This window comes from Pseudomonas sp. PI1, from assembly GCF_000812405.1.
Lineage (GTDB): Bacteria > Pseudomonadota > Gammaproteobacteria > Pseudomonadales > Pseudomonadaceae > Pseudomonas > Pseudomonas citronellolis.
Map to the genome: position 1 here is coordinate 67,480 of NZ_JWMC01000080.1, position 22,555 is coordinate 90,034.

The 22,555-nt window shown below is 67.1% G+C and carries 21 protein-coding genes; 7 read left to right on the forward strand and 14 right to left on the reverse strand.

The window, feature by feature from the left end:
• Positions 1–8: 8 nt before the first annotated feature.
• Entirely contained in the window at positions 9–659 is a 651-nt protein-coding gene (gene erdR / locus RN02_RS25430; protein WP_009616852.1) for a response regulator transcription factor ErdR, read from the reverse strand.
• Positions 660–885: 226 nt separating this feature from the next.
• Between erdR and RN02_RS25435 the strand changes: the two genes are divergently transcribed.
• Positions 886–1,764, forward strand: coding sequence for a DMT family transporter (locus RN02_RS25435; RefSeq protein WP_043317792.1), 879 nt, complete (start codon positions 886–888; stop codon positions 1,762–1,764).
• Between the two features lie 3 nt (positions 1,765–1,767).
• Here the strand turns inward: RN02_RS25435 and RN02_RS25440 are convergent, their stop codons facing one another.
• Positions 1,768–2,508: a tRNA-uridine aminocarboxypropyltransferase gene (locus tag RN02_RS25440; RefSeq protein WP_043317794.1), complete on the reverse strand. Its 741-nt coding sequence runs from the start codon at positions 2,506–2,508 to the stop codon at positions 1,768–1,770.
• Between the two features lie 167 nt (positions 2,509–2,675).
• Here RN02_RS25440 and RN02_RS25445 point away from each other — a divergent pair, with 167 nt between their 5' ends.
• The gene (locus tag RN02_RS25445) at positions 2,676–3,083 is read left to right on the forward strand and encodes a quorum-sensing-regulated virulence factor family protein (protein WP_043271144.1); all 408 of its coding nucleotides are present in this window, start codon (positions 2,676–2,678) and stop codon (positions 3,081–3,083) included.
• A gap of 10 nt (positions 3,084–3,093) precedes the next feature.
• Positions 3,094–3,315 (forward strand): DUF3820 family protein, encoded by a 222-nt coding sequence (locus tag RN02_RS25450; protein WP_009616847.1) that lies wholly within the window; start codon positions 3,094–3,096, stop codon positions 3,313–3,315.
• Positions 3,316–3,329: 14 nt separating this feature from the next.
• Here the strand turns inward: RN02_RS25450 and RN02_RS25455 are convergent, their stop codons facing one another.
• Positions 3,330–5,735 (reverse strand): xylulose 5-phosphate 3-epimerase, encoded by a 2,406-nt coding sequence (locus tag RN02_RS25455; RefSeq protein ID WP_043317796.1) that lies wholly within the window; start codon positions 5,733–5,735, stop codon positions 3,330–3,332.
• A 128-nt stretch (positions 5,736–5,863) separates the two neighbouring features.
• Between RN02_RS25455 and RN02_RS25460 the strand changes: the two genes are divergently transcribed.
• Both RN02_RS25460 and RN02_RS25465 read left to right on the forward strand, forming a co-directional pair.
• Positions 5,864–7,285 carry an MBL fold metallo-hydrolase RNA specificity domain-containing protein gene (locus tag RN02_RS25460; protein ID WP_043317798.1) on the forward strand — a complete coding sequence of 474 codons (1,422 nt, stop codon included), beginning with the start codon at positions 5,864–5,866 and terminating at the stop codon, positions 7,283–7,285.
• Positions 7,286–7,370: 85 nt separating this feature from the next.
• A complete protein-coding gene (locus RN02_RS25465; protein WP_009616844.1) occupies positions 7,371–8,462 on the forward strand; it encodes an LOG family protein in 1,092 nt (363 codons plus the stop codon).
• Between the two features lie 538 nt (positions 8,463–9,000).
• Here RN02_RS25465 and recX read toward each other — a convergent pair.
• The 3 genes from recX to RN02_RS25480 all read right to left on the reverse strand — a co-directional run bounded on the left by recX (position 9,001) and on the right by RN02_RS25480 (position 11,135).
• Entirely contained in the window at positions 9,001–9,465 is a 465-nt protein-coding gene (gene recX / locus RN02_RS25470; protein ID WP_009616841.1) for a recombination regulator RecX, read from the reverse strand.
• Between the two features lie 8 nt (positions 9,466–9,473).
• Positions 9,474–10,535 carry a recombinase RecA gene (gene recA, locus RN02_RS25475; RefSeq protein ID WP_043271151.1) on the reverse strand — a complete coding sequence of 354 codons (1,062 nt, stop codon included), beginning with the start codon at positions 10,533–10,535 and terminating at the stop codon, positions 9,474–9,476.
• A gap of 87 nt (positions 10,536–10,622) precedes the next feature.
• Positions 10,623–11,135: a CinA family protein gene (locus RN02_RS25480; protein ID WP_043317801.1), complete on the reverse strand. Its 513-nt coding sequence runs from the start codon at positions 11,133–11,135 to the stop codon at positions 10,623–10,625.
• Positions 11,136–11,217: 82 nt separating this feature from the next.
• On the opposite strand from RN02_RS25480, the gene mutS reads away from it, so the two are divergent.
• On the forward strand, positions 11,218–13,791 hold the full coding sequence (gene mutS / locus RN02_RS25485; protein WP_177331075.1) for a DNA mismatch repair protein MutS: 2,574 nt from the start codon (positions 11,218–11,220) through the stop codon (positions 13,789–13,791).
• Between the two features lie 66 nt (positions 13,792–13,857).
• Positions 13,858–14,181 carry a ferredoxin FdxA gene (fdxA, locus tag RN02_RS25490; protein ID WP_009616706.1) on the forward strand — a complete coding sequence of 108 codons (324 nt, stop codon included), beginning with the start codon at positions 13,858–13,860 and terminating at the stop codon, positions 14,179–14,181.
• 875 nt (positions 14,182–15,056) lie between these two features.
• On the opposite strand, the gene rpoS is transcribed toward fdxA, so the two are convergent.
• The 8 genes from rpoS to RN02_RS25530 all read right to left on the reverse strand — a co-directional run bounded on the left by rpoS (position 15,057) and on the right by RN02_RS25530 (position 22,451).
• Positions 15,057–16,058: an RNA polymerase sigma factor RpoS gene (gene rpoS, locus RN02_RS25495; protein WP_009616703.1), complete on the reverse strand. Its 1,002-nt coding sequence runs from the start codon at positions 16,056–16,058 to the stop codon at positions 15,057–15,059.
• Positions 16,059–16,153: 95 nt separating this feature from the next.
• Complete coding sequence (locus tag RN02_RS25500; RefSeq protein WP_052267869.1) at positions 16,154–17,032, reverse strand: peptidoglycan DD-metalloendopeptidase family protein; 879 nt, start codon at positions 17,030–17,032, stop codon at positions 16,154–16,156.
• A gap of 66 nt (positions 17,033–17,098) precedes the next feature.
• The gene (locus RN02_RS25505; protein WP_099049128.1) at positions 17,099–17,734 is read right to left on the reverse strand and encodes a protein-L-isoaspartate(D-aspartate) O-methyltransferase; all 636 of its coding nucleotides are present in this window, start codon (positions 17,732–17,734) and stop codon (positions 17,099–17,101) included.
• A gap of 22 nt (positions 17,735–17,756) precedes the next feature.
• On the reverse strand, positions 17,757–18,515 hold the full coding sequence (gene surE / locus RN02_RS25510) for a 5'/3'-nucleotidase SurE (protein WP_043317806.1): 759 nt from the start codon (positions 18,513–18,515) through the stop codon (positions 17,757–17,759).
• Positions 18,503–19,561: a tRNA pseudouridine(13) synthase TruD gene (gene truD, locus RN02_RS25515; protein WP_043317808.1), complete on the reverse strand. Its 1,059-nt coding sequence runs from the start codon at positions 19,559–19,561 to the stop codon at positions 18,503–18,505. The genes surE and truD overlap by 13 nt, the downstream gene beginning before the upstream one ends.
• Entirely contained in the window at positions 19,558–20,031 is a 474-nt protein-coding gene (gene ispF / locus RN02_RS25520; protein ID WP_043317810.1) for a 2-C-methyl-D-erythritol 2,4-cyclodiphosphate synthase, read from the reverse strand. The genes truD and ispF overlap by 4 nt, the downstream gene beginning before the upstream one ends.
• A 56-nt stretch (positions 20,032–20,087) precedes the next feature.
• Positions 20,088–20,924, reverse strand: a complete 837-nt coding sequence (fghA, locus tag RN02_RS25525; protein ID WP_043317812.1) for an S-formylglutathione hydrolase — start codon at positions 20,922–20,924, stop codon at positions 20,088–20,090.
• A 414-nt stretch (positions 20,925–21,338) separates the two neighbouring features.
• Complete coding sequence (locus tag RN02_RS25530) at positions 21,339–22,451, reverse strand: S-(hydroxymethyl)glutathione dehydrogenase/class III alcohol dehydrogenase (protein WP_043271164.1); 1,113 nt, start codon at positions 22,449–22,451, stop codon at positions 21,339–21,341.
• Between the last annotated feature and the right edge of the window lie 104 nt (positions 22,452–22,555).

The following is a 22,555-nucleotide window of genomic DNA, read 5'->3' on the forward strand; positions in this document are numbered from 1 at the left end:
GCCGCCGCTCAGGCGCCCGGAACCGTTTCCATCTGTTGCAGCAACAGCGCCGCCTGGGTGCGGGTGCGCACGTTGAGCTTGCGGAAGATCGCCGTGACGTGGGCTTTGACGGTGGCCTCGGAAACGCTCAGCTCGAAGGCGATCTGCTTGTTCAGCAGGCCTTCGCAGACCATGGTCAGCACGCGGAACTGCTGCGGCGTCAGGCTCGCCAGGCCGGCGCTGGCGGCGCGCACTTCCTCGCTCAGCTCGGTCACCGCGTCGGCCTGCGGCGGCCACCAGACGTCGCCGTCGAGCACCGCGCGCACCGCCTGCTGCAGGGTGGCCATCTCGCTGGACTTGGGGATGAAGCCGCTGGCGCCGAACTCGCGGGAGCGCTGCACCACGGCGGCGTCCTCCTGGGCCGAGATCATCACCACCGGGATCTGCGGGTACTGCCCGCGCAGCAGCACCAACCCGGAAAAGCCGTAGGCGCCGGGCATGTTCAGGTCCAGCAGGACCAGGTCCCAGTCGGCCTTCTCGTTGAGCCTGGCTTCCAGCTCGGCGATGCTCGCCGCCTCCACCAGTTTCGCTTCGGGGCCCAGGCCCAAGGTGAGGGCCTGGTGCAGGGCACTGCGGAACAGCGGATGATCGTCAGCGATCAGGATTTCATAGGAAGCCATGTAAGTTCCTTGATGGCCAGGCTCGATCCCGGCCGCGGATAACGGCGGGGCCAGCATGGGAAAGGTCGTGACCTGATTGGCGCATTGTACGCAAATGCATCGGCCGATGCCTGCCGAGAATGCAGATGCGGGCGACTCCCGGCGCACCCGCTGACGGAATGGACAGCTTTTCAAAGTCCCCGGCTTGCGGCAGAGTTGCGCTCTTTTTTTGCCTGCCGAGAACACCATGAAGAGCCACGCCCTGCGCGCCGATATCCTGATGCTGGTCACTGCCATGATCTGGGGTGTGTCCTTCGTCGCGCAGCGCCTGGGGATGGATGCCATCGGGCCCTTCCTCTATACCGGCCTGCGCTTCGCCCTCGGCGCGCTGATGCTGCTGCCGCTGCTGGCCTGGTCGGCCAGGCGCGGCGCCCAGCCGTTCAACCGCGGCCTGCTGCTGGCGGGCCTGGCCATCGGCACTGCGCTGACCCTCGGCATCAACCTGCAGCAGGTCGGCCTGCTGTTCACCAGCGTGACCAACTCCGGCTTCATCACCGGCCTGTACGTGATCATCGTGCCGCTGCTCGGCCTGCTGCTGGGCCACCGCACCGGCACGGGCACCTGGCTCGGCGCGGCGCTGGCGGTGGTGGGCATGGCCATGCTGAGCATCGGCCCGGGCTTCAAGGTGGCCTCCGGCGACTGGCTGCAGCTGACCGGCGCGCTGGTGTGGGGCTGCCACGTGTTGCTGGTGGGCCTGTTCGCCAGCCGCTACGACGCCATCCGCCTGGCCTTCCTGCAGTTCGTCACCTGCTCGGTGGTGAGCATGGCGCTGGCGCTGGTGTTCGAGGAGATCCATTGGGACGCCATCGTCCAGGCCGGCCCGGCACTGCTCTACGGCGGCCTGCTCGGCGTCGGCACCGGCTTCACCCTGCAGGTGATCGCGCAGAAGCACGCCATCGCCTCCCACGCGGCGATCATCCTCTCGCTGGAAGCGGTATTCGCCGCCATCGCCGGGGCGATCTTCCTCGACGAGAGCCTGCACGCGCGCGGTTACTTCGGCTGCGCGCTTATGCTCGCCGGCATGCTGGTGGCTCAGCTGTGGCCGCAGAAGGCCGCGGCGGCCTGAACCCTAGAGCGCGGTGTAGGGCCGCAGGGCCTGGTGCGCCGGGCTCTGCTCGTCCAGGCCGCGCTGGTGCTTGGCGCCCAGGTAGCGCTCGCTGAACACGTCCAGGTAGGCATCCAGCGCATCCCCCGCGCGCTGGTCGCCAGACAGGCCCAGGCACAGCGCCGCCACTTCCGCGGTGCACAGGTGCTCGTCGAACTTGGAGCGGCGCAGGCGGTAGCGCGACAACGCGTCCGGGGTGATGCTCAGCACCGGGAAGCGGTCCAGGTAGGGGCTCTTGCGGAACATCTTGCGCGCCTCGTTCCAGGTGGCGTCCAGCAGGATGAACAGCGGGCGCTTGCCGGGCTGCGGCGCGACCTTCTCCACCACCCGCTCGGCGGCGACGAACTCCCCCGGAAACACCACGTAGGGCTGCCACTGCGGATCGTCCAGCAGCGCCAGCAGGGCCGGGTCGACCTCGATCCGCGACCAGCCGAAGGCCCAGGTGTCCGGCACCGTCTCGGCGATCAGCCAGCCGGTATTGCTCGGCTTCAGCGGCTCGGTGTCGAACATCACCAGGCACATGCCGGCGTTGGCCTGCACCTGCGGCTGCCAGGCGCACATGCAGTAGTCCGGGCGCAGGCGGCAGCCGGCGCAGCGCAGCGAACGCGAGCCGCGGGCCACGAAGGGCTTCACGCAACGGGCCAGGCGCTCGGCGCGCAGGCGGGCGACGGCATGGTTCTTGGTGGCGGGATGGGCAGGCGACATCGGTGGCTCGGGCGGGCAGTCTCGGCGGGCGGCGATTGTAACAGAGCCCCTGCGCGCCAAGGCCGCTCGGCAGCCGGGCGGTTTTCAGGGACAATGGGGGATTTGCGGCGCCGGCGAACCGTGCCGGCGCCGCGCGGTCGAATACGCACCCGTTTCAGGAGAAGCCCATGCTGCGCCTAACCGCCCTCGCCCTCTGCCTCGTCCTGCCCGCGGCCCACGCCGCGTCGCTCAAGGACTTCGAACTGGCCAAGACACTGGAGAAAGTCGCCAAGGAAAGCAGCGAAGGCACTCCGCGCGCGATCAACGAGGACATCCTCGACCAGGGCTACACCGTCGAAGGCAACCAGTTGATCAACCACCTCAGCGTGCGCGCCAGCCACGCCGCGAAGATGCGCGCCAACCCCGAGAGCGTGCGCAGCCAGCTGGGCGACAGCGTGTGCAGCAACACCGGCTACCGCCAGTTGCTGGCCCAGGGCGCGGTGCTCACCTACGACTTCACCGAGTACCACAGCAACGCCCCGGTGGCCGTCGAGCGCTTCGATGCCGGCAGCTGCCGCATCAAGCTGCAGAAGTGAAGCCGGCGCCATGCTGGAGTCGGAAAAGCTCAACCTGCTGAAGATCGCCCGCACGCCGATGCCCTTCGGCAAGTACCAGGGACGCATGCTGGTGGACCTGCCGGAAGAGTACCTGCTGTGGTTCCAGCGCAATGACAGCTTTCCCAAGGGCGAGCTGGGCCGCCTGATGCAGATTGTGCTGGAGCTGAAGGTCGAGGGCCTGGATTCCCTGGTCAAGCCGCTGAAGCGCTGAGGCGCCTCAGCGTTTCAGCGCAGGGCCCGCGGGTCCCCCTTGCCGGCCAGCGCCGCGACCTCCTCGGCGGTCAGCAGCGCGCTGCGCGGTACTTCCAGCAGGCGCGCGCAGGCCGCCAGCACATCGCCCCAGCAGGCCCGGTTGGCGAAGAGCATGCCGGGCTCGTCGAGGGTCCCGCCGCGGTTGCGGTAGCCCAGCACCGAGCTGCGCAGCGCATCCGGCAGGATCGGCCAGAGATGCCCGCGCGCCACTTCCGGGCGCATGTGGGTGAGCAGCACGCGGCGCCCGTAGGCGTCCGGGAACAGTTGCTCGATCAGCGCCTCGTCGGCCACCGCCGCCAGCTCCCAGTTGTCCCTCGGCGCGCGGAAGCGCCCCGGCTCCTGCAGGTAGACCAGGCGGTACGGGTAGCCGGCTTCGGCCAGACGCTCCACGGCGCGGCGCATCTCACCGAGCTGGTAGCTGCCGTTGGCGATCAGCAGCAGCGGATCGCTGCCGGGATGTTCTTCCACCACGATGGCGCCATCGCGCGCCAGTTGTTCCGCCTGGGTCCGGTCGAACAGGTTCGGCCGCTCGCGCTTGGGCGCTACTACGCAGGCGAGCTGCCCACGGCTGCGGTAAATCTGCGGCAGCAGCGCCAGCAGGCTGTTGTGGTCGGCGGGGAACAGCACCCGCACCATGTCGCTCATCTCGCCCAGCAGGCTTTCGCAGAAGGTGGTGTCCTGGTGCGATTGCTGGTTCTTGCCGTTCTCCCAGGTGTGCGAGGTGGCCACCAGCGGCCAGCCGAGCCAGCCGGCCGGGCGCCCCGCCTCTTTCTGCAGGCGGGCGAAGATCAGCGTCTGGCGCACCGCGCCGAGCATCTTCACGCAGAACGCCTCGTAGCTGGCCACCAGGTTGAGCCCGCCCTGGTTGGCCAGGCAGGCGGAGACCACGGCCTCTTCGTTGAGCGCGGTGATGACCCGCCCGTCGACGGCCTCCAGCGCGCTCTCCGGCTGGCAGACGCGGTGCTTCAGCGCCTTGAGCACGCCGCCCAGGCGGTTGCTGGCCAGCTCGTCGGGGTTGCCGACGCGGGCCCGCAGGTCCGGGTTCGCCGCGCACAGTTCGCTGAAGAAGCGGTCCAGCGCCAGCATCGGCGAGCACTGGTCGTTGCGGTAGTGCAGTTCCGGCAGGCTGGGCTCGATGGGCCGCCGCACCGCCAGCGGGTTGTCGCGCTCCAGCAGGCGCCCCTGGCGGCTCGCGGTGAACAGCGCGCAGGCGGCGTCCAGCTCCGCTTCCGGCACCCACAGCCGCGCCGCATGCTGGTTGAACAGCTCACGGGCGTTCGCGTCGTCGTGGGGGTTGCCCGGCAGCGGCAGGTTGTGCGCGGCGTTGCTGCCGGCGCCGTAGAAGCCGAAGCCCTTGACCGTCTCGGCGATGCCGTAGGGAATCGGCAGCGGGTACTGCAGGATGCCGCTGTTCTTCTCGTGAACGCGATGGGCCAGGCGCTGCTCCATCTCCCAGAGGGCGCAGACGAAGGCGGCCGGGTCGCGGCCATCGAAGCTCAGGGGGTCGAAGCCGCAGCCGCTCAGGTGGTGCTTGAAGCCTTCCAGGCCTTCCCGGGTGCCCAACTGGGTACGCTGCTCGATGCGCCGGCCATTGGCGATCATCACCGGCAGGGCCACGCCGCAGTCCTCGGCGCGCCACCAGCGCGGCATCCAGTCGCTGCCGCGCTGCTCCTCGGCGGCGCCGTCGGAGAGGAAGGCCACCAGGGTCTCGCCGGGCAGCGGCAGGTGCGCGTACTGCAGTTCGGCGAAGCCCAGGTAGCCGCCTTCGGCAATGCCGCCGGCGGTATGCGGGTTGACGTGGCTGCCCAGGGGCGCGGCAACGCTGCCGTCCGGCGCCTGGGCGTAGCTGTAGAAATCCTGCACCAGGCGCTCCAGGCCGGCGGCGTCGATACTGTAGCGCCGCGCCTGCTCGGGCTGCAGGTTGGCGGTCAGCACGTTGAGCGCCTCGATGGCCGCCACGCAGTGCCCCTGCCCCATCAGCCAGCCGCGGGTGGTGCCGGTCAGGGCATTGAGCGCCAGGTAGCCGGCGTAGGCCGGCACCATGTTCAGGGCGCCGCCGGTATGGCCCTCGGGGCTGGCCTTGAAGTCCTCGGCCTGCAACGGCGAACCGTCCAGGCGCACACGGCGCGCGTAGGTCATGTGCACCACCAGCCAGAGCCCGGCGCAGGTCAGCCGGTCCAGCGCGCGGAACATCCGGTAGACGCTCGCCAGGTCCGGCTGCAGGCCGGCCTGGACCAATTGATGAGCCACGCGGAAGACCGCAGCCTGGGTCAGCGCGCTATGCTCAAGCGGACCGTATCCGCTCAGCCATTCGGCGAATGCCGGCTGCTCCGCCGCGTGCGCGGCCAGTTCGTCCGGACTGGGCAGTATCTGCGACATGCTCGACGTTCTCCCTGGGGCTATGGGGGAAGTCTAGGTCGCCGGATGGGAGGGGCGCTGACCTGTATCAACGCCATTTCGTTCCAGCTACGCGAGTCTGAAATACCGAATCCTGCTAAGGAGGCCTCATGGCCCTACTCACCTTCATCGGCGCAGCCCAGGAAGTCACCGGCTCCTGCTACCTGCTGGAAACCCGGGACGGCGCGCGCGTACTGCTCGAGTGCGGCATGCGCCAGGGCCGCAGCAACGGCAAGAGCACCCGCGACAACGAGGCCGGCAACCGCACGCCCTTCCCCTTCGACCCGAAGAGCCTGAACGCGGTGGTCATCTCCCATGCCCACATCGACCACAGCGGGCTGCTGCCGCGCCTGGCGAAGGAAGGCTACAAGGGGCCGATCTATGCCACCGAGTCCTGCTGCGAGCTGCTGGAACTGATGCTGATGGATTCGGCCAACATCCAGGAAAAGGACGCCGAGTGGGAGAGCAAGTGGCGCGCCCGCCTGAACAAGCCGCCGGTCACCCCGATCTACACCGTGGAAGACACCGAGAAGGCCCTGAAGCTGCGCCGCAGCGTCAGCTACGGCAGCACCGTGGAAGTGGCGCCCGGCATCCGCGTGACCTTCCACAACGCAGGGCACATCCTCGGCTCGGCCATCGTCGAGATCGAGATCCACGAGCAGGGCTTGACGCGCCGCCTGGTGTTCTCCGGCGACCTGGGCAACACCTGCTCGCCGCTGATGCGCACGCCGACACCACTGAGCCGCGCCGACGTGGTGCTGCTGGAATCCACCTACGGCGACCGCGACCACCGCGACAACAACGAGACGCTGCTGGAACTGGCGGACATCCTCGAACAGGCGCAGAAGGACGGCGGCAACGTGCTGATCCCCGCCTTCGCCGTCGGCCGCACCCAGGACCTGCTGTTCTACCTCGGGCGCTTCTACCAGGAAGGCCGCCTGCCGCAGCAGATGGTCTTTCTCGACAGCCCCATGGCCGCGCGGGCCAACGACATCTACCTGCGCCACTCCGGCGAGTTCTCCGACAGCGACCGCGAATACATCCGCGGCACCGGCACCGTGAAGCTGTCCGAATGGCTGCCGCTGCTACGCACCACGCAGACGCCGGAAGACTCCATGGCGATCAACCGCATCAAGAGCGGCGCCATCATCATCGCCGGCAGCGGCATGTGCACCGGCGGGCGCATCGTCCACCACTTCAAGCACAACCTCTGGCGCCAGGAGTGCCACATCGTCTTCCCCGGCTTCCAGGCCAAGGGCACCCTGGGCCGCACCATCGTCGACGGCGCCGAGAGCGTGCGCGTATTGCGCCAGCGCATCGCCGTGCGGGCGAAGGTCCACACCCTCGGCGGCTTCTCCGCCCATGCCGGACAATCGCAATTGATTCAGTGGGTTGGCCACTTCGAGAACAAACCCGAGCTATACCTGATACATGGCGAGCGGGAAAAGATGGATGCCCTGCAGGCCGCACTGCTCGAACGCCTCGACTGGAAAGCCAACATTCCCGAACAGGGGGACCGTATCGCAATCTGAAACAGGGTCATCGCCGACTGTCATCAGCGGCATGTCAGACTGGCGCACGCCTACGACAAGGGGTTGAAGAACAAGGAGTATCCCCATGCCCTATGAACCCGAGGACTACCTTTCCCGGCACTTCCAGACCAGCGGCACCGACCTGACGCAAAAGGTCGAGGAGCTGGCCGCCCTCGCCGCGCCGGGCGACAGCCCGAACCTGCCGCTGTACCGCGAGATGCTCTTCACCGTGGCGCGCATGGCCCAGGCCGACCGCAACCGCTGGGACGCCAAGATCATGCTGCAGACGCTGCGCGAGATGGAGCACGCCTTCGCCACCCTCGAGCAGTTCAAGCGCCGGCGCAAGGTCACGGTGTTCGGCTCGGCGCGCACGCCCCCGGACCACCCGCTGTACGCCCTGGCCCGGGACCTGGGGCGCACCCTGGCGCGCTACGACCTGATGGTCGTCACCGGCGCCGGCGGCGGCATCATGGCCGCCGCCCACGAAGGCGCGGGGCTGGAGAACAGCCTGGGCTTCAACATCACCCTGCCCTTCGAGCAGCAGGCCAACCACACGGTGGCCGGCACCAACAACCTGCTGTCGTTCCACTTCTTCTTCCTGCGCAAGCTGTTCTTCGTCAAGGAAGCCGACGCCCTGGTGCTCTGCCCCGGCGGCTTCGGCACCCTGGACGAGGCGCTGGAAGTGCTGACGCTGATCCAGACCGGCAAGAGCCCGCTGGTGCCGGTGGTGCTGCTCGACCAGCCCGGCGGGCATTACTGGGAGCAGGCGCTGCAGTTCATGCAGGAGCAACTGCTGGACAACCGCTACATCCTGCCCAGCGACATGCACCTGATGAAACTGGCCCGCTCGGTGGAGGACGCGGTGGGGGAGATTGCCCACTTCTACAGCAACTTCCACTCCAGCCGCTGGCTCAAGGACAACTTCGTCATCCGCCTCAACCACCGCCTCAGCGACCAGGCCATGCAGCGCCTGCACGAGGAGTTCGGCAACCTCTGCCTGCACGACGGCTTCCACCAACAGGCCTGCGGCGAACTGGAAAAAGACGAGCCGGAATTCACCCAGCTCACGCGCCTGGCCTTCGCCTTCAACGGCCGCGACCACGGCCGCTTGCGCGAACTAGTGAACTTCATCAACGACAAGCAGAACTGGACCGAAGCCTGCCCCGTTCCGGCATAGGCCACTGCACCTGTAAGCGGGCCCTGCCCGCGATTCGCGCGCAGGGCGCGCTCCTACATGGGATGGCGCGGGTGGGTGGCGCGCGGATCTCATCCGCGATCCGCGCCGGTGGTTCCGGCTATCGCGGACGGAGTCCGCTCCTACGCTCTCCGGCCCCCGTGGGATGGGTTGAACGAAGCGATACCCATCACCATGGCCCGATGGGTATCGCAAGCTCAACCCATCCTACGCAAAGCGCCTCGGTGCGGTGGACAAGGCCCCCATGTCCAGCCGTAGGGCGTATAACCGTTCGCGGTTATACGCCGTTGGCCCGACGTGACACCGAATCGACGAATAACGCTGGCGCGTGATTCCGGGAAAACGGTGTATGGAATGGCGTAGGGGCAACTGTCTTGCCGGCCGCGCCAAGGTGCGCCTCAACGGATGGGTATCGCTTCGCTCAACGCCATCCTACGGGTCTTGTGTTTGCCGGAGGGCGTAGGAGCGGACTCTGTCCGCGATCCGGACGACAGGCCGGTCAACCAGCGCCAGCCCGGGCTCAGTCGTCCCCGCCCCGCCCACTGAACAGGCGATTGATGGCTTCCATGGAAAAGCCCCGGTAGGCGAGGAAACGCCCCTGCTGGGCACGCTCCCTGGCGTCTTGGGGCAGGCGGGGGAACTTGCGGCGCCAGACATCCCGCAGTTGCGCCTGCCAGTCGACATCCGCCTCGCCCAGGGCCTTTTCGATCTCGCCCCGTGGCAGGCCGCGCTGGCTCAGTTCCTCGCGGATGCGCAAGGGGCCATAGCCACTGCGCGCCTTGCTGGCGATGAAGGCTTCCAGGTAACGGGATTCGTTGAGCAGCCCTTCCTCGGCCAGGCGGTCGAGGGCGGGCTCGATGAGCTCTGCAGGCGCGCCGCGCTGGCGCAGCTTGCGGACGAGCTCGGCGCGACCGTGCTCGCGTCGCGCCAGGAGGTCCATGGCGGCCCGCCGCACGGCGACGGGCGTATCGAGCACGGTCGGCATCGGCGGGATCAGTAGTCGAGGTCGGCTTCAGCGGCCTCGGCAGCTTCGGCTGCAGCCAGCTCGGCCTTGGTCGGCGCCGGCTGGTTGTTCAGCAGTTGCTCGCGGATGGCCTTGTCCAGCACCGCGCAGATTTCCCCGTTCTCTTCCAGGTACTTGGCGGCGTTGGCCTTGCCCTGGCCGATCTTGCTGCCCTGGTAGCTGTACCAGGCGCCGGATTTCTCCACCAGGCCCAGTTGCACGCCCAGGTCGATGATCTCGCCGGTGCGGTAGATGCCCTTGCCGTAGAGGATCTGGAACTCGGCCTGGCGGAACGGCGGGGCGACCTTGTTCTTCACCACCTTGACGCGGGTTTCGCTGCCGACCACCTCGTCACCTTCCTTCACCGCGCCGGTACGGCGGATGTCCAGGCGCACGGAGGCGTAGAACTTCAGGGCGTTACCGCCGGTGGTGGTTTCCGGGTTGCCGAACATCACGCCGATCTTCATGCGGATCTGGTTGATGAAGATGACCAGGCAGTTGGCGTTCTTGATGTTGCCGGTGATCTTGCGCAGCGCCTGGGACATCAGGCGGGCCTGCAGGCCGACGTGGGCATCGCCCATCTCGCCTTCGATCTCGGCCTTGGGCACCAGCGCCGCCACGGAGTCGACGATGATCACGTCCACCGCATTGGAGCGCACCAGCATGTCGGTGATTTCCAGGGCCTGCTCGCCGGTGTCCGGCTGCGAGACCAGCAGGTCGTCGACGTTGACGCCCAGCTTGCCGGCGTAGTCCGGGTCCAGCGCGTGCTCGGCGTCGACGAAGGCGCAGGTGGCGCCCTGGCGCTGGGCTTCGGCGATGACCGAGAGGGTCAGGGTGGTCTTGCCCGAGGATTCCGGGCCGTAGATCTCGACGATCCGGCCTTTCGGCAAGCCGCCGATGCCCAGGGCGATGTCCAGGCCCAGGGAGCCGGTGGAGATGGCCGGGATGGCCTGGCGCTCGTGATCGCCCATGCGCATTACCGCGCCCTTGCCGAATTGGCGTTCGATCTGTCCCAGGGCCGCGGCCAGGGCGCGCTTCTTGTTGTCGTCCATTGAAGTCCTCGCGAAGTCAGGCGGCCGGGATGGGCCACGAACAACTGTATAAGTAGACAGTATTATTTCACAGGGCAAGGCGCGCGCCTACCCCCGAACGGGATTTTCCCCGACGGCCAGTCGCAACACCCCGTCCAGAGCGGCCGCCACCGCCTGCCGGCGCACCTCGAGGCGGTCGCCGGAAAAAAGAAAGCGCTGCGCGGAGCAGTGTTCGCCATCGGCCCAGCACAACCAGACGGTTCCTACAGGCTTCTCTGGCGAACCACCGTCCGGACCGGCGATGCCGCTGACCGCAACAGTGAAACGCGCGCCACTGCGCGCCTGTGCGCCACGGGCCATGGCCTCGACCACTTCCCGGCTGACCGCGCCGACCTGTGGGAAAAGTTCGTCAGGCACGCCCAGCTGCGCACTCTTCTGCGCGTTGGAATAGGTGACGTAGCCGGCGTCGAACCAGGCCGAGCTGCCGGCGATCCGCGTGATCGCCTCCGCAATGCCGCCGCCGGTGCAGGACTCGGCGGTGCTGACCCGCGCCCCCAGCCGCTGCAGCTGCGCGCCCAGGCGCGCGGCCAGGTCGGTGATGCCTTCGTCGCTGATGCTCATTGCGTACTCCGATGCTTAAGCCGTCAGGCCGGATACCGTACACTAGGCGCTTTTGCATATAGAAGACGGACCGCCCAAAGTCATGAGCCAAAGCGACCTTTCTGCTCACACCCCGATGATGCAGCAATACTGGAAGCTGAAGAGACAGCATCCGGAACAACTGCTGTTCTACCGCATGGGCGACTTCTACGAGCTGTTCTACGAGGACGCCAAGAAGGCCGCCAAGCTGCTCGACATCACCCTCACCACCCGCGGCCAGTCCGCCGGCACGCCGATTCCCATGGCCGGCATCCCCTTCCACGCCGTGGAGGGCTACCTGGCCAAGCTGGTCAAGCTGGGGGAGTCGGTGGCCATCTGCGAACAGATCGGCGACCCGGCCACCAGCAAGGGCCCGGTGGAGCGCCAGGTGGTGCGCATCATCACCCCCGGCACGGTCAGCGACGAGGCGCTGCTCGACGAGCGCCGCGACAACCTGCTGGCCGCCCTGCTGGGCGACGAGCGGTTGTTCGGCCTGGCGGTGCTGGACATCACCAGCGGCCGCTTCAGCGTCCAGGAAATCCGCGGCTGGGAAACCCTGCTGGCCGAGCTGGAGCGCCTGAACCCCGCGGAACTGCTGATCCCCGACGACTGGCCCGCCGGCCTGCCGGCAGAGAAGCGCCGTGGTGTGCGGCGTCGCGCGCCCTGGGACTTCGACCGCGACTCGGCGTTCAAGAGCCTCTGCCAGCAATTCGCCACCCAGGACCTGAAGGGCTTCGGCTGCCAGGACCTGCCCCTGGCCATCGGCGCCGCCGGCTGCCTGCTGGCCTACGCCAAGGAAACCCAGCGCACCGCCCTGCCGCACCTGCGCAGCCTGCGCCACGAGCGCCTGGACGACACCGTCATCCTCGACGGCGCCAGCCGCCGCAACCTGGAGCTGGACACCAACCTCTCCGGCGGCCGCGACAACACCCTGCAATCGGTGGTGGACCGCTGCCAGACCGCCATGGGCAGCCGCCTGCTGACGCGCTGGCTGAACCGCCCGCTACGCGACCGCGCCGTGCTGGAAGCCCGCCAGGAATCCATCGCCTGCCTGCTGGAGCGCTACCGTTTCGAGAACCTTCAGCCACAGCTGAAGGAAATCGGCGATGTCGAGCGCATCCTCGCCCGTATCGGTCTGCGCAACGCCCGCCCGCGCGACCTGGCGCGCCTGCGCGACGCCCTGGCCGCCCTGCCGGAGCTGCAACGCGGCATGACCGAGCTGGAAGCCCCGCACCTGGGCGAACTGGCCGCCAGCATCCGCACCTACCCGGAACTGGCCGACCTGCTGGCGCGCGCGATCATCGACAACCCGCCGGCGGTGATCCGCGACGGCGGCGTCATCAAGCGCGGCTACGACGCCGAGCTGGACGAGCTGCAGACGCTCAGCGAGAACGCCGGCCAGTACCTGATGGACCTGGAGATCCGCGAGAAGGAACGCACCGGACTGTCGGGTCTGAAGGTCGGCTACAACCGCATCCATGGCTACTACATCGAGCTGCCGCGCATGCAGGCCGAGCAGGCGCCGGCCGATTACCAGCGGCGCCAGACGCTGAAGGGCGCCGAACGCTTCATCACCCCCGAACTGAAGGCCTTCGAGGACAAGGCGCTGTCCGCCCAGAGCCGCGCCCTGGCCCGCGAGAAGCAGCTCTACGAGGAGCTGGTGGAGCTGCTGATCGCCCAGTTGGCGCCGCTGCAGGACACCGCCGCCGCCCTGGCCGAACTGGACGTGCTGGCGAACCTGGCCGAGCGTGCGCTGAACCTCGACCTGAACCGCCCGCGCTTCGTCGAGGAGTCGGGCATCCTCATCGAGCAGGGCCGCCACCCGGTGGTGGAGCAGGTGCTGGACACGCCCTTCGTGGCCAACGACCTGAAGCTCGACGAAGACACCCGCATGCTGGTGATTACCGGCCCGAATATGGGCGGTAAATCCACCTACATGCGGCAAACGGCGCTGATCGTGCTGCTGGCGCACATCGGCAGCTTCGTCCCGGCGGCGCGCTGCGAGCTGTCGCTGGTGGATCGCATATTCACCCGTATCGGCTCGTCCGACGACCTCGCCGGCGGCCGTTCCACCTTCATGGTGGAGATGAGCGAAACCGCCAACATCCTGCACAACGCCACCGACCGCAGCCTGGTACTGATGGACGAAGTGGGCCGCGGCACCAGCACCTTCGACGGCCTGTCGCTGGCCTGGTCCGCCGCCGAGCACCTGGCGCACCTGCGCGCCTTCACCCTGTTCGCCACCCACTATTTCGAGCTGACCGTGCTGCCGGAAAGCGAGCCGGTGGTGGCCAACGTGCACCTGAACGCCACCGAGCACAACGAGCGCATCGTCTTCCTGCACCACGTGCTGCCCGGCCCGGCGAGCCAGAGCTACGGCCTGGCGGTGGCGCAACTGGCCGGCGTGCCCGGCCCGGTGATCCTGCGCGCCCGCGAGCACCTGGCGCGCCTGGAAACCACCAGCCTGCCCCACGAGGCGCCGCGCCAGGAGGCCGGCCAGCCCGCCGCGCCGATGCAGAGCGACCTGTTCGCCAGCCTGCCGCACCCGCTGATCGACGAGCTTGCACGCATCAAACCCGATGACCTGACACCGCGCCAGGCGCTCGATTTGTTATATGCATGGAAGACGCGAATCTGACGGACAGCGGAACAAGCTGCTAGAATCGCGCGCGCTTAGCCGCCCGCCTGAGGAGAGAATTAGAAAATGACCTTCGTCGTCACCGACAACTGCATCAAGTGCAAATACACCGACTGCGTGGAAGTCTGCCCGGTGGACTGCTTCTACGAAGGCCCGAACTTCCTGGTGATTCACCCGGATGAGTGCATCGACTGCGCCCTGTGCGAACCGGAATGCCCGGCACAGGCGATCTTCTCCGAGGACGAGGTCCCGGAGAACATGCAGGAGTTCATCGAGCTGAACAAGGATCTGGCCGAGGTCTGGCCGAACATCACCGAGAAGAAGGACCCGTTGCCGGATGCGGAAGAGTGGGACGGCGTCGCCGACAAGCTCAAGCACCTGGAGCGCTGATCGCTTCCTCCAAGCTCCAAGGCCCGCCTCGCGCGGGCCTTGTGCCATCTGTGACGGCACTTTTTCGCGGGCAAAAAAAGGGGCGGGATGGCCCGCCCTTTTTTCCCTACCCCATCATCCTGATGAATCGCATCCCGCGACGTCCTGACCGGCATCCCTGTCGGCCTGCGTCATTCCCTGTACGCAAGAGTGATATTAGCTTTCCGTACAAAAGCGGCAAGCGGCTGCGGGTCGCACCCCGGTAGGGCCAGGATTAGCGCAGTCGAAAATAAAGCCCTTTAAATTCAATTGGTTATTTATAAAGACTGAAGAAAAGGGCCCCTTGCCGGCAAGCCGAATCGTCAAAGGCTCACAGCACGTGTAAGCGATGGCTTACAAAACCAAACTCAAAAACTGCTGTCTCGCCTGGTTCGAGCGGCCGGGGAGTCCGCTCCTACCGCACGAGCGAGCATGGCTTTTCGTAGTGCGTAGGATGGGCTGAGCTTGCGAAACCCATCGGGCCATGGTGATGGGTATCGCTTCGCTCAACCCATCCTACGGGGCTTTCCTGGAACTGTAGGAGCGGATCTCATCCGCGAACCGCGCCGGAACATCCGGCCATCGCGGACAAGGTCCGCTCCTACGAGGGAGGAATGTCGTGCTTCCCGGCTACCTATATGTCCGCGATTGGATACACCGGCCACGCTGGACGCCCCGGTGGCACGAAAGGCCCCCTCTCCCGCTTGCGGGAGAGGGTTGGGGAGAGGGCGCTCTTGGAACCCGGCACAACAACCATCGGCAAACCCCATTCGCGGCAAGGCCCGCTCCCACAATTGGCACAGGCGAAAAAAAGCCCGGCAACCAACGCTCCGGGCTTTTTCGTTACGGGCGGCGCCTTACTGGAACAGCGCGTCGCTCGACAGGCCGTTCTTCTCCAGGATCTCCCGCAGGCGCTTGAGCGCCTCGACCTGGATCTGCCGCACCCGCTCGCGGGTCAGGCCGATTTCCTGGCCGACCTCTTCCAGGGTGCTGCTTTCGTGGCCGCGCAGGCCGAAGCGGCGGATCACCACCTCGCGCTGCTTGTCGGTCAACTCGGACAGCCACTGGTCGATGCTCTGGCTCAGGTCGTCATCCTGCAGCAGTTCGCAGGGGTCGGTGGGACGATCGTCGGTCAGGGTGTCGAGCAGCGTCTTGTCCGAATCCGGGCCGAGGGACACGTCCACCGAAGTCACCCGCTCGTTGAGGCCGAGCATGCGCTTGACCTCGTCGACCGGCTTCTCCAGCAGGTTGGCGATTTCCTCGGGGGACGGCTCGTGGTCCAGCTTGTGCGTCAGCTCGCGGGCCGCGCGCAGGTAGACGTTGAGTTCCTTGACCACGTGGATCGGCAGGCGGATGGTGCGGGTCTGGTTCATGATGGCCCGTTCGATGGTCTGGCGAATCCACCACGTCGCGTAGGTGGAGAAGCGGAAACCCCGTTCCGGATCGAACTTCTCCACCGCCCGGATCAACCCCAGGTTGCCTTCCTCGATCAGGTCGAGCAGGGACAGGCCGCGGTTGACGTAGCGCCGGGCGATCTTCACCACCAGGCGCAGGTTGCTTTCGATCATGCGCCGACGCCCGGCGGGATCGCCCCTTTGCGCGAGCCGCGCGAAGTGGACCTCCTCCTCGGGAGTCAGCAGTGGGGAAAAACCGATTTCGTTGAGGTAGAGCTGAGTGGCATCCAGGGCTCGGCTGTAATCGATGTGCTTGTGCTGCTTCGATGACAGCGAGCTGGCCTTGCCGGTGACCTGAAGTGAGACCTGCTCTTCGGCAAGTGACTCGTCGAATGTGATGGCGGGCTCCAGCAACAGCAGCTCGTCATCCACGTCAAACTCCGGCCCTTCTTTTTTGAGTGCCATGTCGTTATCCCTTGCTGAGTTCGACAACAAGCCCGGACGAATCCATATCCTTGGGACGTCCAAGCCCGCTCACCCACGCGGGATGCGGCGGTCGATCAACGAGGAGGCAGGTATTGCAAGGGGTCCACGGGTTTGCCCTGACGGCGAATCTCGAAGTGCAGCTTCACCCGGTCCGTGCCCGTGGAGCCCATCTCGGCAATGCTCTGCCCGACCTTGACCTGTTGCCCTTCCCGAACGAGCAGCCTGCGGTTGTGGCCGTAGGCACTCACGTAGGTATCGCTGTGCTTGATGATCACGAGTTCGCCGTAGCCCCGCAAACCACTACCGGCGTACACAACCGTGCCATTCGACGCAGCCAGGACAGGCTGGCCCAATTGCCCGGCTATATCAATCCCTTTATTCAAACTCCCGTTTGATGCAAAGCGGCCTATCAAAGTGCCACTGGTCGGCCACATCCAGCCCTCCACGCCCTTGCCGGAAGCCTGCGAAGGGGCAGTGCTGGCGGGGGGTGTCGAATTGCTGACGGTAGCCGCGGGAGCGGGCTTGGCCGGTGCCGGAGAACCGGCGGCGGGCTTGCCGACCACCACCGGCGCGACGGACGGTGTGGTTTTGGCGACGACGGGCTGTGCCGAGGTGCTGGAGCCGGCGCCGCCGAAACGAATGGCCTGCCCCGGGCGGATGGTGTAGGGCGGCGGGATGTTGTTGTGCGCGGCCAGGGCCTTCCAGTCCCAGCCGTAGCGGAAGGCGATCGAGTACAGGGTGTCGCCGCGGCGCACCACGTACTGCCCGCTGGTGGTCGCCGGCGTGCGCTCGGCCTGGTTGCGGTCGACCACCTTGACCTTGCCCCCGGAGGAGGAGGCGCAGGCCGCGAGCAGGGAACAGAATGCTGCCGCCAGCAGCATGCGCACGCCGCTCCGAATCCAGATCCATTGTTTCTGGGCCGCGATAGGGCTCACCCCTTCCCCCTTATCCATCGAATATGTGCCCGGCATCTCGCCGTTATGCTCCCCCTGGCTGCGCAACGGCGCTCCCGCCGCCGCTCAGCCCAGGGGGCCGTTGAGCAGGGGAACGAAGCGCACCGAATCCAGCACGCGCCGGTCGAATCCGTCGCCGGTGCGCTCGATCAGCATCAGTTGCTGCACTTCGCCGCTGCCCACCGGGATCACCAGGCGCCCGCCCGGCGCCAGCTGGTCGAGCAGCGCCTGCGGGACCTCGGCGGCTGCCGCGGTGACGATGATACCGTTGTACGGTGCCAGCGCCGACCAGCCTTCCCAGCCATCCCCCCAGCGAAAGACAACATTTCTCAGGTTTAGCTCCGCAAGGCGCTCCTTGGCGCGGTCCTGCAGGGCCTGAATCCGCTCGACGGAGAACACCCGCTCGACCAGTTGCGCCAGCACCGCGGTCTGGTAGCCGGAGCCGGTGCCGATCTCCAGCACCTTGTCCAGGGGGCCGGCGGCCAGCAGCAGCTCGGTCATCCGCGCCACCATGAAGGGTTGCGAGATGGTCTGATTGTGGCCGATGGGCAGCGCGGTGTCCTCGTAGGCGCGGTGCGACAGCGCCTCGTCGACGAACAGGTGGCGCGGCGTGCGGCGGATCACCTCGAGCACCCGGGCGTTGGACAGGCCCTCTTCGTACAGGCGCTGGATCAGCCGTTCGCGGGTGCGCTGGGAGGTCATGCCGATACCGCGGCGACTCAGTTCATCGGCCATGGTCCAGCCCTCCGATCCAGTCCTGCAGTCCATTGAACGCCTCGCGGAAGGTTCGGTCCAGTTGCAGCGGCGTGACCGAGACATAGCCCTGCATCACCGCATGGAAGTCAGTGCCCTCGCCGCCGTCCTCGACATCACCGGCTGCCGCGATCCAGTAGCCTTCGCGCCCGCGCGGGTTGACCACCTTGACCGGCGCCGCGGCGCGCTTGCGGTGGCCCAGGCGGGTCAGCTGGACGCCGCGGATGCGTTCCAGCGGCAGGTTCGGGATGTTGACGTTGAGTACGGTGCGCGGCGGCAGTTCGAGCCGCTCGTGGTTCTGCACCAGCAGGCGCGCGAAGTGCATGGCGCTGTAGAGGTTGTCCGGCTGGCGCGAGAGCAGCGAGAAGGCGAACGCCGGCCGCTCCAGGAAGCGGCCCTCGATGGCGGCGGCCACGGTGCCGGAATAGAGCACGTCGTCGCCCAGGTTGGCGCCCAGGTTGATACCCGAGACGACCATGTCCGGCAAGGTGTCCAGCAGGCCGTTGAGGCCCAGGTGCACGCAGTCGGTCGGCGTACCGTCGACGCCGATGAATCCATTGCTCAGGCGCTGCGCGTGCAGCGGCCGGTCCAGGGTCAGCGAGCTGCTGGCGCCGCTGCGGTCCTGTTCGGGAGCGATCACCACGCATTCGGCATGTTCGCTCAGCGCGTCGTAAAGCGCGGCGATACCGGGTGCGTTCACCCCGTCGTCGTTGGCAATCAATATGCGCATGGGTTTTCCGTCTGCCCTGCCGGTACCAGCTCGACCAGCTCGCGCACGACGACGGTGGCGAAGCAGCCTGCCGGCAGGACGAATTCCAGTTGCAGAATGTCAGGGGCCGGATAATGCCATGCCAGGGCCTGGATGGGGAGGCGCAGGATGCGCCGTTCGTGCGCCAGGTCAGCATTGCCCAGCCACTGGCAAAGCGCCACTTCGGCGGCGCCCACGGCATTTTCCAGCTCGCCGCTGGCGCCGCCGGCCGGCGAGGCGCCCTTGCCCCAGAGCGGCCCGGTGGGGTGCAGGTCAAGTTCGGCCAGGCGCGGATCGGCGCATTCCGCCTCGCCCGCCGGGAAGAAACTGCGGCTGTCGGTGAAGGCCAGCAGGTCGCCGACCTGGGCGTGGTTCCAGCTACCGTCCGTCACCCGCCGCGCCAGCACCTGGTTGAACAGGTAGCTGCGCCCGGCCGAGAGCAGTCGTGAGCGCAGGTTGCGCTGCTCCGGCAGGATGCCGCGCTCGGCACAGCTGCGGGCGTCCACGACGTTGCCGCCGTCGAAGCCGAAGCGCTGGCTGCCGAAATAGTTGGGCACGCCCTCGGCGGCGATACGTCGCAGCCGCTCGTCGAGCGCCTGGTGCTCGCCTTGCAGTTGCGTCAGGCGCAGGGTGAAGCCGTTGGCCGCGTGGGCGCCACGCTGCAGCTTGCGCTGGTGGCGGGTGCGCTTGAGGATGCGCAGGCTGTCGTCCTCGGCTGCGGTCAGGTCGGGGTCGGCCTTGCCCGGCAGGTGCAGGCTGAACCACTGGCGCGTCAGGGCCTGGCGATCCTTGAGCCCGGCATAGCTGATCAGCCGTTGCGACACTCCAGCCGCACGGGCCAGGCGGCGCGCGGCCTCCTCGGTGTTCAGCCCGCGCTTCTCCACCCACAGCCAGAGGTGTTCGCCTTCGCCGGACAGCGGGATGTCCAGCACCTCGTCGACCTGGAAGTCCTCGGCCACCGCCTTGAGCACCGCCTGCCCGCAGGGTTCGCCATGGGCGCGCGGGCCCAGCAGTTCCAGCTCGGTCATGGGCGGGCCAGCAGGGCGACGGCGTGCACCGCGATACCTTCCTCGCGCCCGGTGAAGCCGAGCTTCTCGGTGGTGGTGGCCTTGACGTTGACCTGTTCGAGGTCGACCTGCAGGTCCTCGGCGATGCTGCCGCGCATGGCCTTGATGTGCGGCGCCATCTTCGGCGCCTGGGCGATGATGGTGGCGTCGACGTTGCCGATCACGTAGCCCTTCCCGTGCACCAGGGCCACCACGTGGCGCAGCAGCGCGCGGCTGTCGGCGCCCTTGAAGCGCGGATCGGTATCGGGGAAGTGCTTGCCGATGTCCCCCAGGGCGCAGGCGCCGAGCAGCGCGTCGCTCAGCGCGTGCAGCAGCACGTCGCCGTCGGAGTGGGCGATGAGCCCGAACTTGTGGGGGATGCGCACGCCGCCGAGGGTGATGAAGTCGCCCTCGCCGAAGCGGTGTACGTCGTAGCCATGGCCGATACGCATAGAAAAACGCCCTGAGTCAGTCAGGGCGTCGATTCTACCGGAAAGCCGCGACGCCTTCAGAACAGCGCCCGCGCGTGGTGGCGCAGGTGGTCGTCGATGAAGCTGGCGATGAAGTAGTAGCTGTGGTCGTAGCCCGGGTGCAGGCGCAGCTCCAGCGGGTGCCCCGCCGCTTCCGCCGCCTGGCGCAGGGCCTCGGGCTTGAGCTGGGTGGCGAGGAAGTCGTCGCGCTCGCCCTGGTCGACCAGGATCGGCAGGCGCTCGCTCGCGCCGGCCAGCAGTTCGCAGGCATCCCACTCGGCCCAGGCGCTGCGGTCTTCGCCCAGGTAGCGGCCGAAGGCCTTCTGCCCCCAGGGGCAGTCGCTGGGATGAGCGATGGGCGCGAAGGCCGACAGCGACTGGTAGCGCCCCGGATTGCGCAGCGCGCAGACCAGCGCGCCGTGGCCACCCATGGAGTGCCCGGCGATGCCGCGGCGGCTGGAGACCGGGAAGTTGTCCTCGATCAGCGCCGGCAACTCGTGCACCACGTAGTCGTGCATGCGGTAGTTGCGCGCCCAGGGTTCCTGGGTGGCGTTGAGGTAGAAGCCCGCGCCCAGGCCGAAGTCCCAGGCGCCCTCCGGGTCGCCTGGTACGTCCGGGCCGCGTGGGCTGGTGTCCGGCGCCACTATCACCAGGCCCAGTTCGGCGGCCAGGCGCTGGGCGCCGGCCTTCTGCATGAAGTTCTCGTCGGTGCAGGTCAGCCCCGACAGCCAGTAGAGCACCGGCAGGCCGGCCTCGGGCTCGGCCTGGGGCGGCAGGTAGATGGCGAACACCATGTCGCAGCCGAGCGCCTGGGAACGGTGGCGGTAGCGCTGGTGCCAGCCGCCGAAGCTCTTGGTGCTGGAGACGATTTCCATAAAAAGCTCCGTGTAAAGACGAGGAAAGCGCTGGAGGCTGGACGAAAAAGCGCTACGTATAGCCTTCAGCCTCCAGCGCTCCCGCCGGCTTTTCAGTAATGGATGACCAAGTGGATGCTCTTGCCTTCGTGCATCAGGTCGAAGGCCTCGTTGATTTCCATAAAAAGCTCCGTGTAAGGACGAGGAAAGCGCTGGAGGCTGGACGAAAAAGCGCTACGTATAGCCTTCAGCCTCCAGCGCTCTCGTCGGCTTTTCAGTAATGGATGACCAAGTGGATGCTCTTGCCTTCGTGCATCAGGTCGAAGGCCTCGTTGATTCCCATAAAAAGCTCCGTGTAAGGACGAGGAAAGCGCTGGAGGCTGGACGAAAAAGCGCTACGTATAGCCTTCAGCCTCCAGCGCTCTCGTCGGCTTTTCAGTAATGGATGACCGAGCGGATGCTCTTGCCTTCGTGCATCAGGTCGAAGGCCTCGTTGATCTTGTCCAGGCCCATGGTGTGGGTGATGAAGGTGTCCAGCGGGATTTCGCCCTTCTGCGCCTTCTCCACGTAGCTGGGCAGCTCGGTGCGGCCGCGCACGCCGCCGAACGCCGAACCGCGCCAGACGCGCCCGGTGACCAGCTGGAACGGCCGGGTGCTGATCTCCTGGCCGGCGCCGGCGACGCCGATGATGGTCGACTCGCCCCAGCCCTTGTGGCAGCACTCCAGCGCCGCGCGCATCAGCTGCACGTTGCCGACGCACTCGAAGGAGTAGTCCACGCCGCCGTCGGTCATCTCGACGATGACGTCCTGGATCGGCTTCTGGTGGTCCTTCGGATTGACGAAGTCGGTGGCGCCCAGTTCCCTGGCGATGTCGAACTTGGCCGGGTTGATGTCGACGGCGATGATCCGCGAGGCCTTGGCCATCCTGGCGCCGATGATCGCCGCCAGGCCAATGCCGCCCAGGCCGAAGATCGCCACGGTGGCGCCCTCTTCCACCTTGGCGGTGTTGAGCACGGCGCCGATGCCGGTGGTGACGCCGCAGCCGAGCAGGCAGACCTTCTCCAGCGGGGCGTCCTTGGGAATCTTGGCCAGGGAGATTTCCGGCAGCACGGTGTACTCGGAGAAGGTCGAGCAGCCCATGTAGTGGTAGATCGGCTGGCCGTTGTAGGAGAAGCGGCTGGTGCCGTCGGGCATCAGGCCCTTGCCCTGGGTGGCGCGCACGGCCTGGCAGAGATTGGTCTTGCCGGATTTGCAGAATTTGCACTCGCGGCATTCGGCGGTATACAGCGGGATCACGTGGTCGCCAACCTGCAGCGAGGTCACGCCCTCGCCCACCGCTTCGACGATGCCGCCACCCTCGTGACCGAGGATGCACGGGAAGACGCCTTCGGAATCCTCGCCGGACAGGGTGTAGGCGTCGGTGTGGCAGACCCCGGTGGCGACGATGCGTACCAGCACCTCGCCCTTCTTCGGCGGCGCCACGTCCACCTCGACCACCTGCAGCGGCTGGTTGGGGGCGAAGGCGACGGCGGCACGGGACTTGATCATCTCGGAACTCCTGGCGGGTTGATGCATGGGCCTCCGCCTTCGGGGCGGAAGCGGCCGGCGATGGATGCCGGCGGAAACCGGGTGGCCCGGCGAAAAACGCGGGG

Coding starts and splice junctions, on each gene's coding strand:
- RN02_RS25445 (WP_043271144.1), top strand. CDS start 2,676: ATGCTGCGCCTAACCGCCCTCGCCCTCTGCCTCGTCCTGCCCGCGGCC.
- recA (WP_043271151.1), bottom strand. CDS start 10,535: ATGGACGACAACAAGAAGCGCGCCCTGGCCGCGGCCCTGGGACAGATC.
- fghA (WP_043317812.1), bottom strand. CDS start 20,924: ATGGAAATCGTCTCCAGCACCAAGAGCTTCGGCGGCTGGCACCAGCGC.
- RN02_RS25460 (WP_043317798.1), top strand. CDS start 5,864: ATGGCCCTACTCACCTTCATCGGCGCAGCCCAGGAAGTCACCGGCTCC.
- ispF (WP_043317810.1), bottom strand. CDS start 20,031: ATGCGTATCGGCCATGGCTACGACGTACACCGCTTCGGCGAGGGCGAC.
- RN02_RS25530 (WP_043271164.1), bottom strand. CDS start 22,451: ATGATCAAGTCCCGTGCCGCCGTCGCCTTCGCCCCCAACCAGCCGCTG.
- rpoS (WP_009616703.1), bottom strand. CDS start 16,058: ATGGCACTCAAAAAAGAAGGGCCGGAGTTTGACGTGGATGACGAGCTG.
- RN02_RS25455 (WP_043317796.1), bottom strand. CDS start 5,735: ATGTCGCAGATACTGCCCAGTCCGGACGAACTGGCCGCGCACGCGGCG.
- RN02_RS25480 (WP_043317801.1), bottom strand. CDS start 11,135: ATGAGCATCAGCGACGAAGGCATCACCGACCTGGCCGCGCGCCTGGGC.
- recX (WP_009616841.1), bottom strand. CDS start 9,465: ATGCCGACCGTGCTCGATACGCCCGTCGCCGTGCGGCGGGCCGCCATG.
- fdxA (WP_009616706.1), top strand. CDS start 13,858: ATGACCTTCGTCGTCACCGACAACTGCATCAAGTGCAAATACACCGAC.
- RN02_RS25465 (WP_009616844.1), top strand. CDS start 7,371: ATGCCCTATGAACCCGAGGACTACCTTTCCCGGCACTTCCAGACCAGC.
- RN02_RS25435 (WP_043317792.1), top strand. CDS start 886: ATGAAGAGCCACGCCCTGCGCGCCGATATCCTGATGCTGGTCACTGCC.
- surE (WP_043317806.1), bottom strand. CDS start 18,515: ATGCGCATATTGATTGCCAACGACGACGGGGTGAACGCACCCGGTATC.
- RN02_RS25500 (WP_052267869.1), bottom strand. CDS start 17,032: ATGGATAAGGGGGAAGGGGTGAGCCCTATCGCGGCCCAGAAACAATGG.
- truD (WP_043317808.1), bottom strand. CDS start 19,561: ATGACCGAGCTGGAACTGCTGGGCCCGCGCGCCCATGGCGAACCCTGC.
- RN02_RS25450 (WP_009616847.1), top strand. CDS start 3,094: ATGCTGGAGTCGGAAAAGCTCAACCTGCTGAAGATCGCCCGCACGCCG.
- mutS (WP_177331075.1), top strand. CDS start 11,218: ATGAGCCAAAGCGACCTTTCTGCTCACACCCCGATGATGCAGCAATAC.
- erdR (WP_009616852.1), bottom strand. CDS start 659: ATGGCTTCCTATGAAATCCTGATCGCTGACGATCATCCGCTGTTCCGC.
- RN02_RS25440 (WP_043317794.1), bottom strand. CDS start 2,508: ATGTCGCCTGCCCATCCCGCCACCAAGAACCATGCCGTCGCCCGCCTG.
- RN02_RS25505 (WP_099049128.1), bottom strand. CDS start 17,734: ATGACCTCCCAGCGCACCCGCGAACGGCTGATCCAGCGCCTGTACGAA.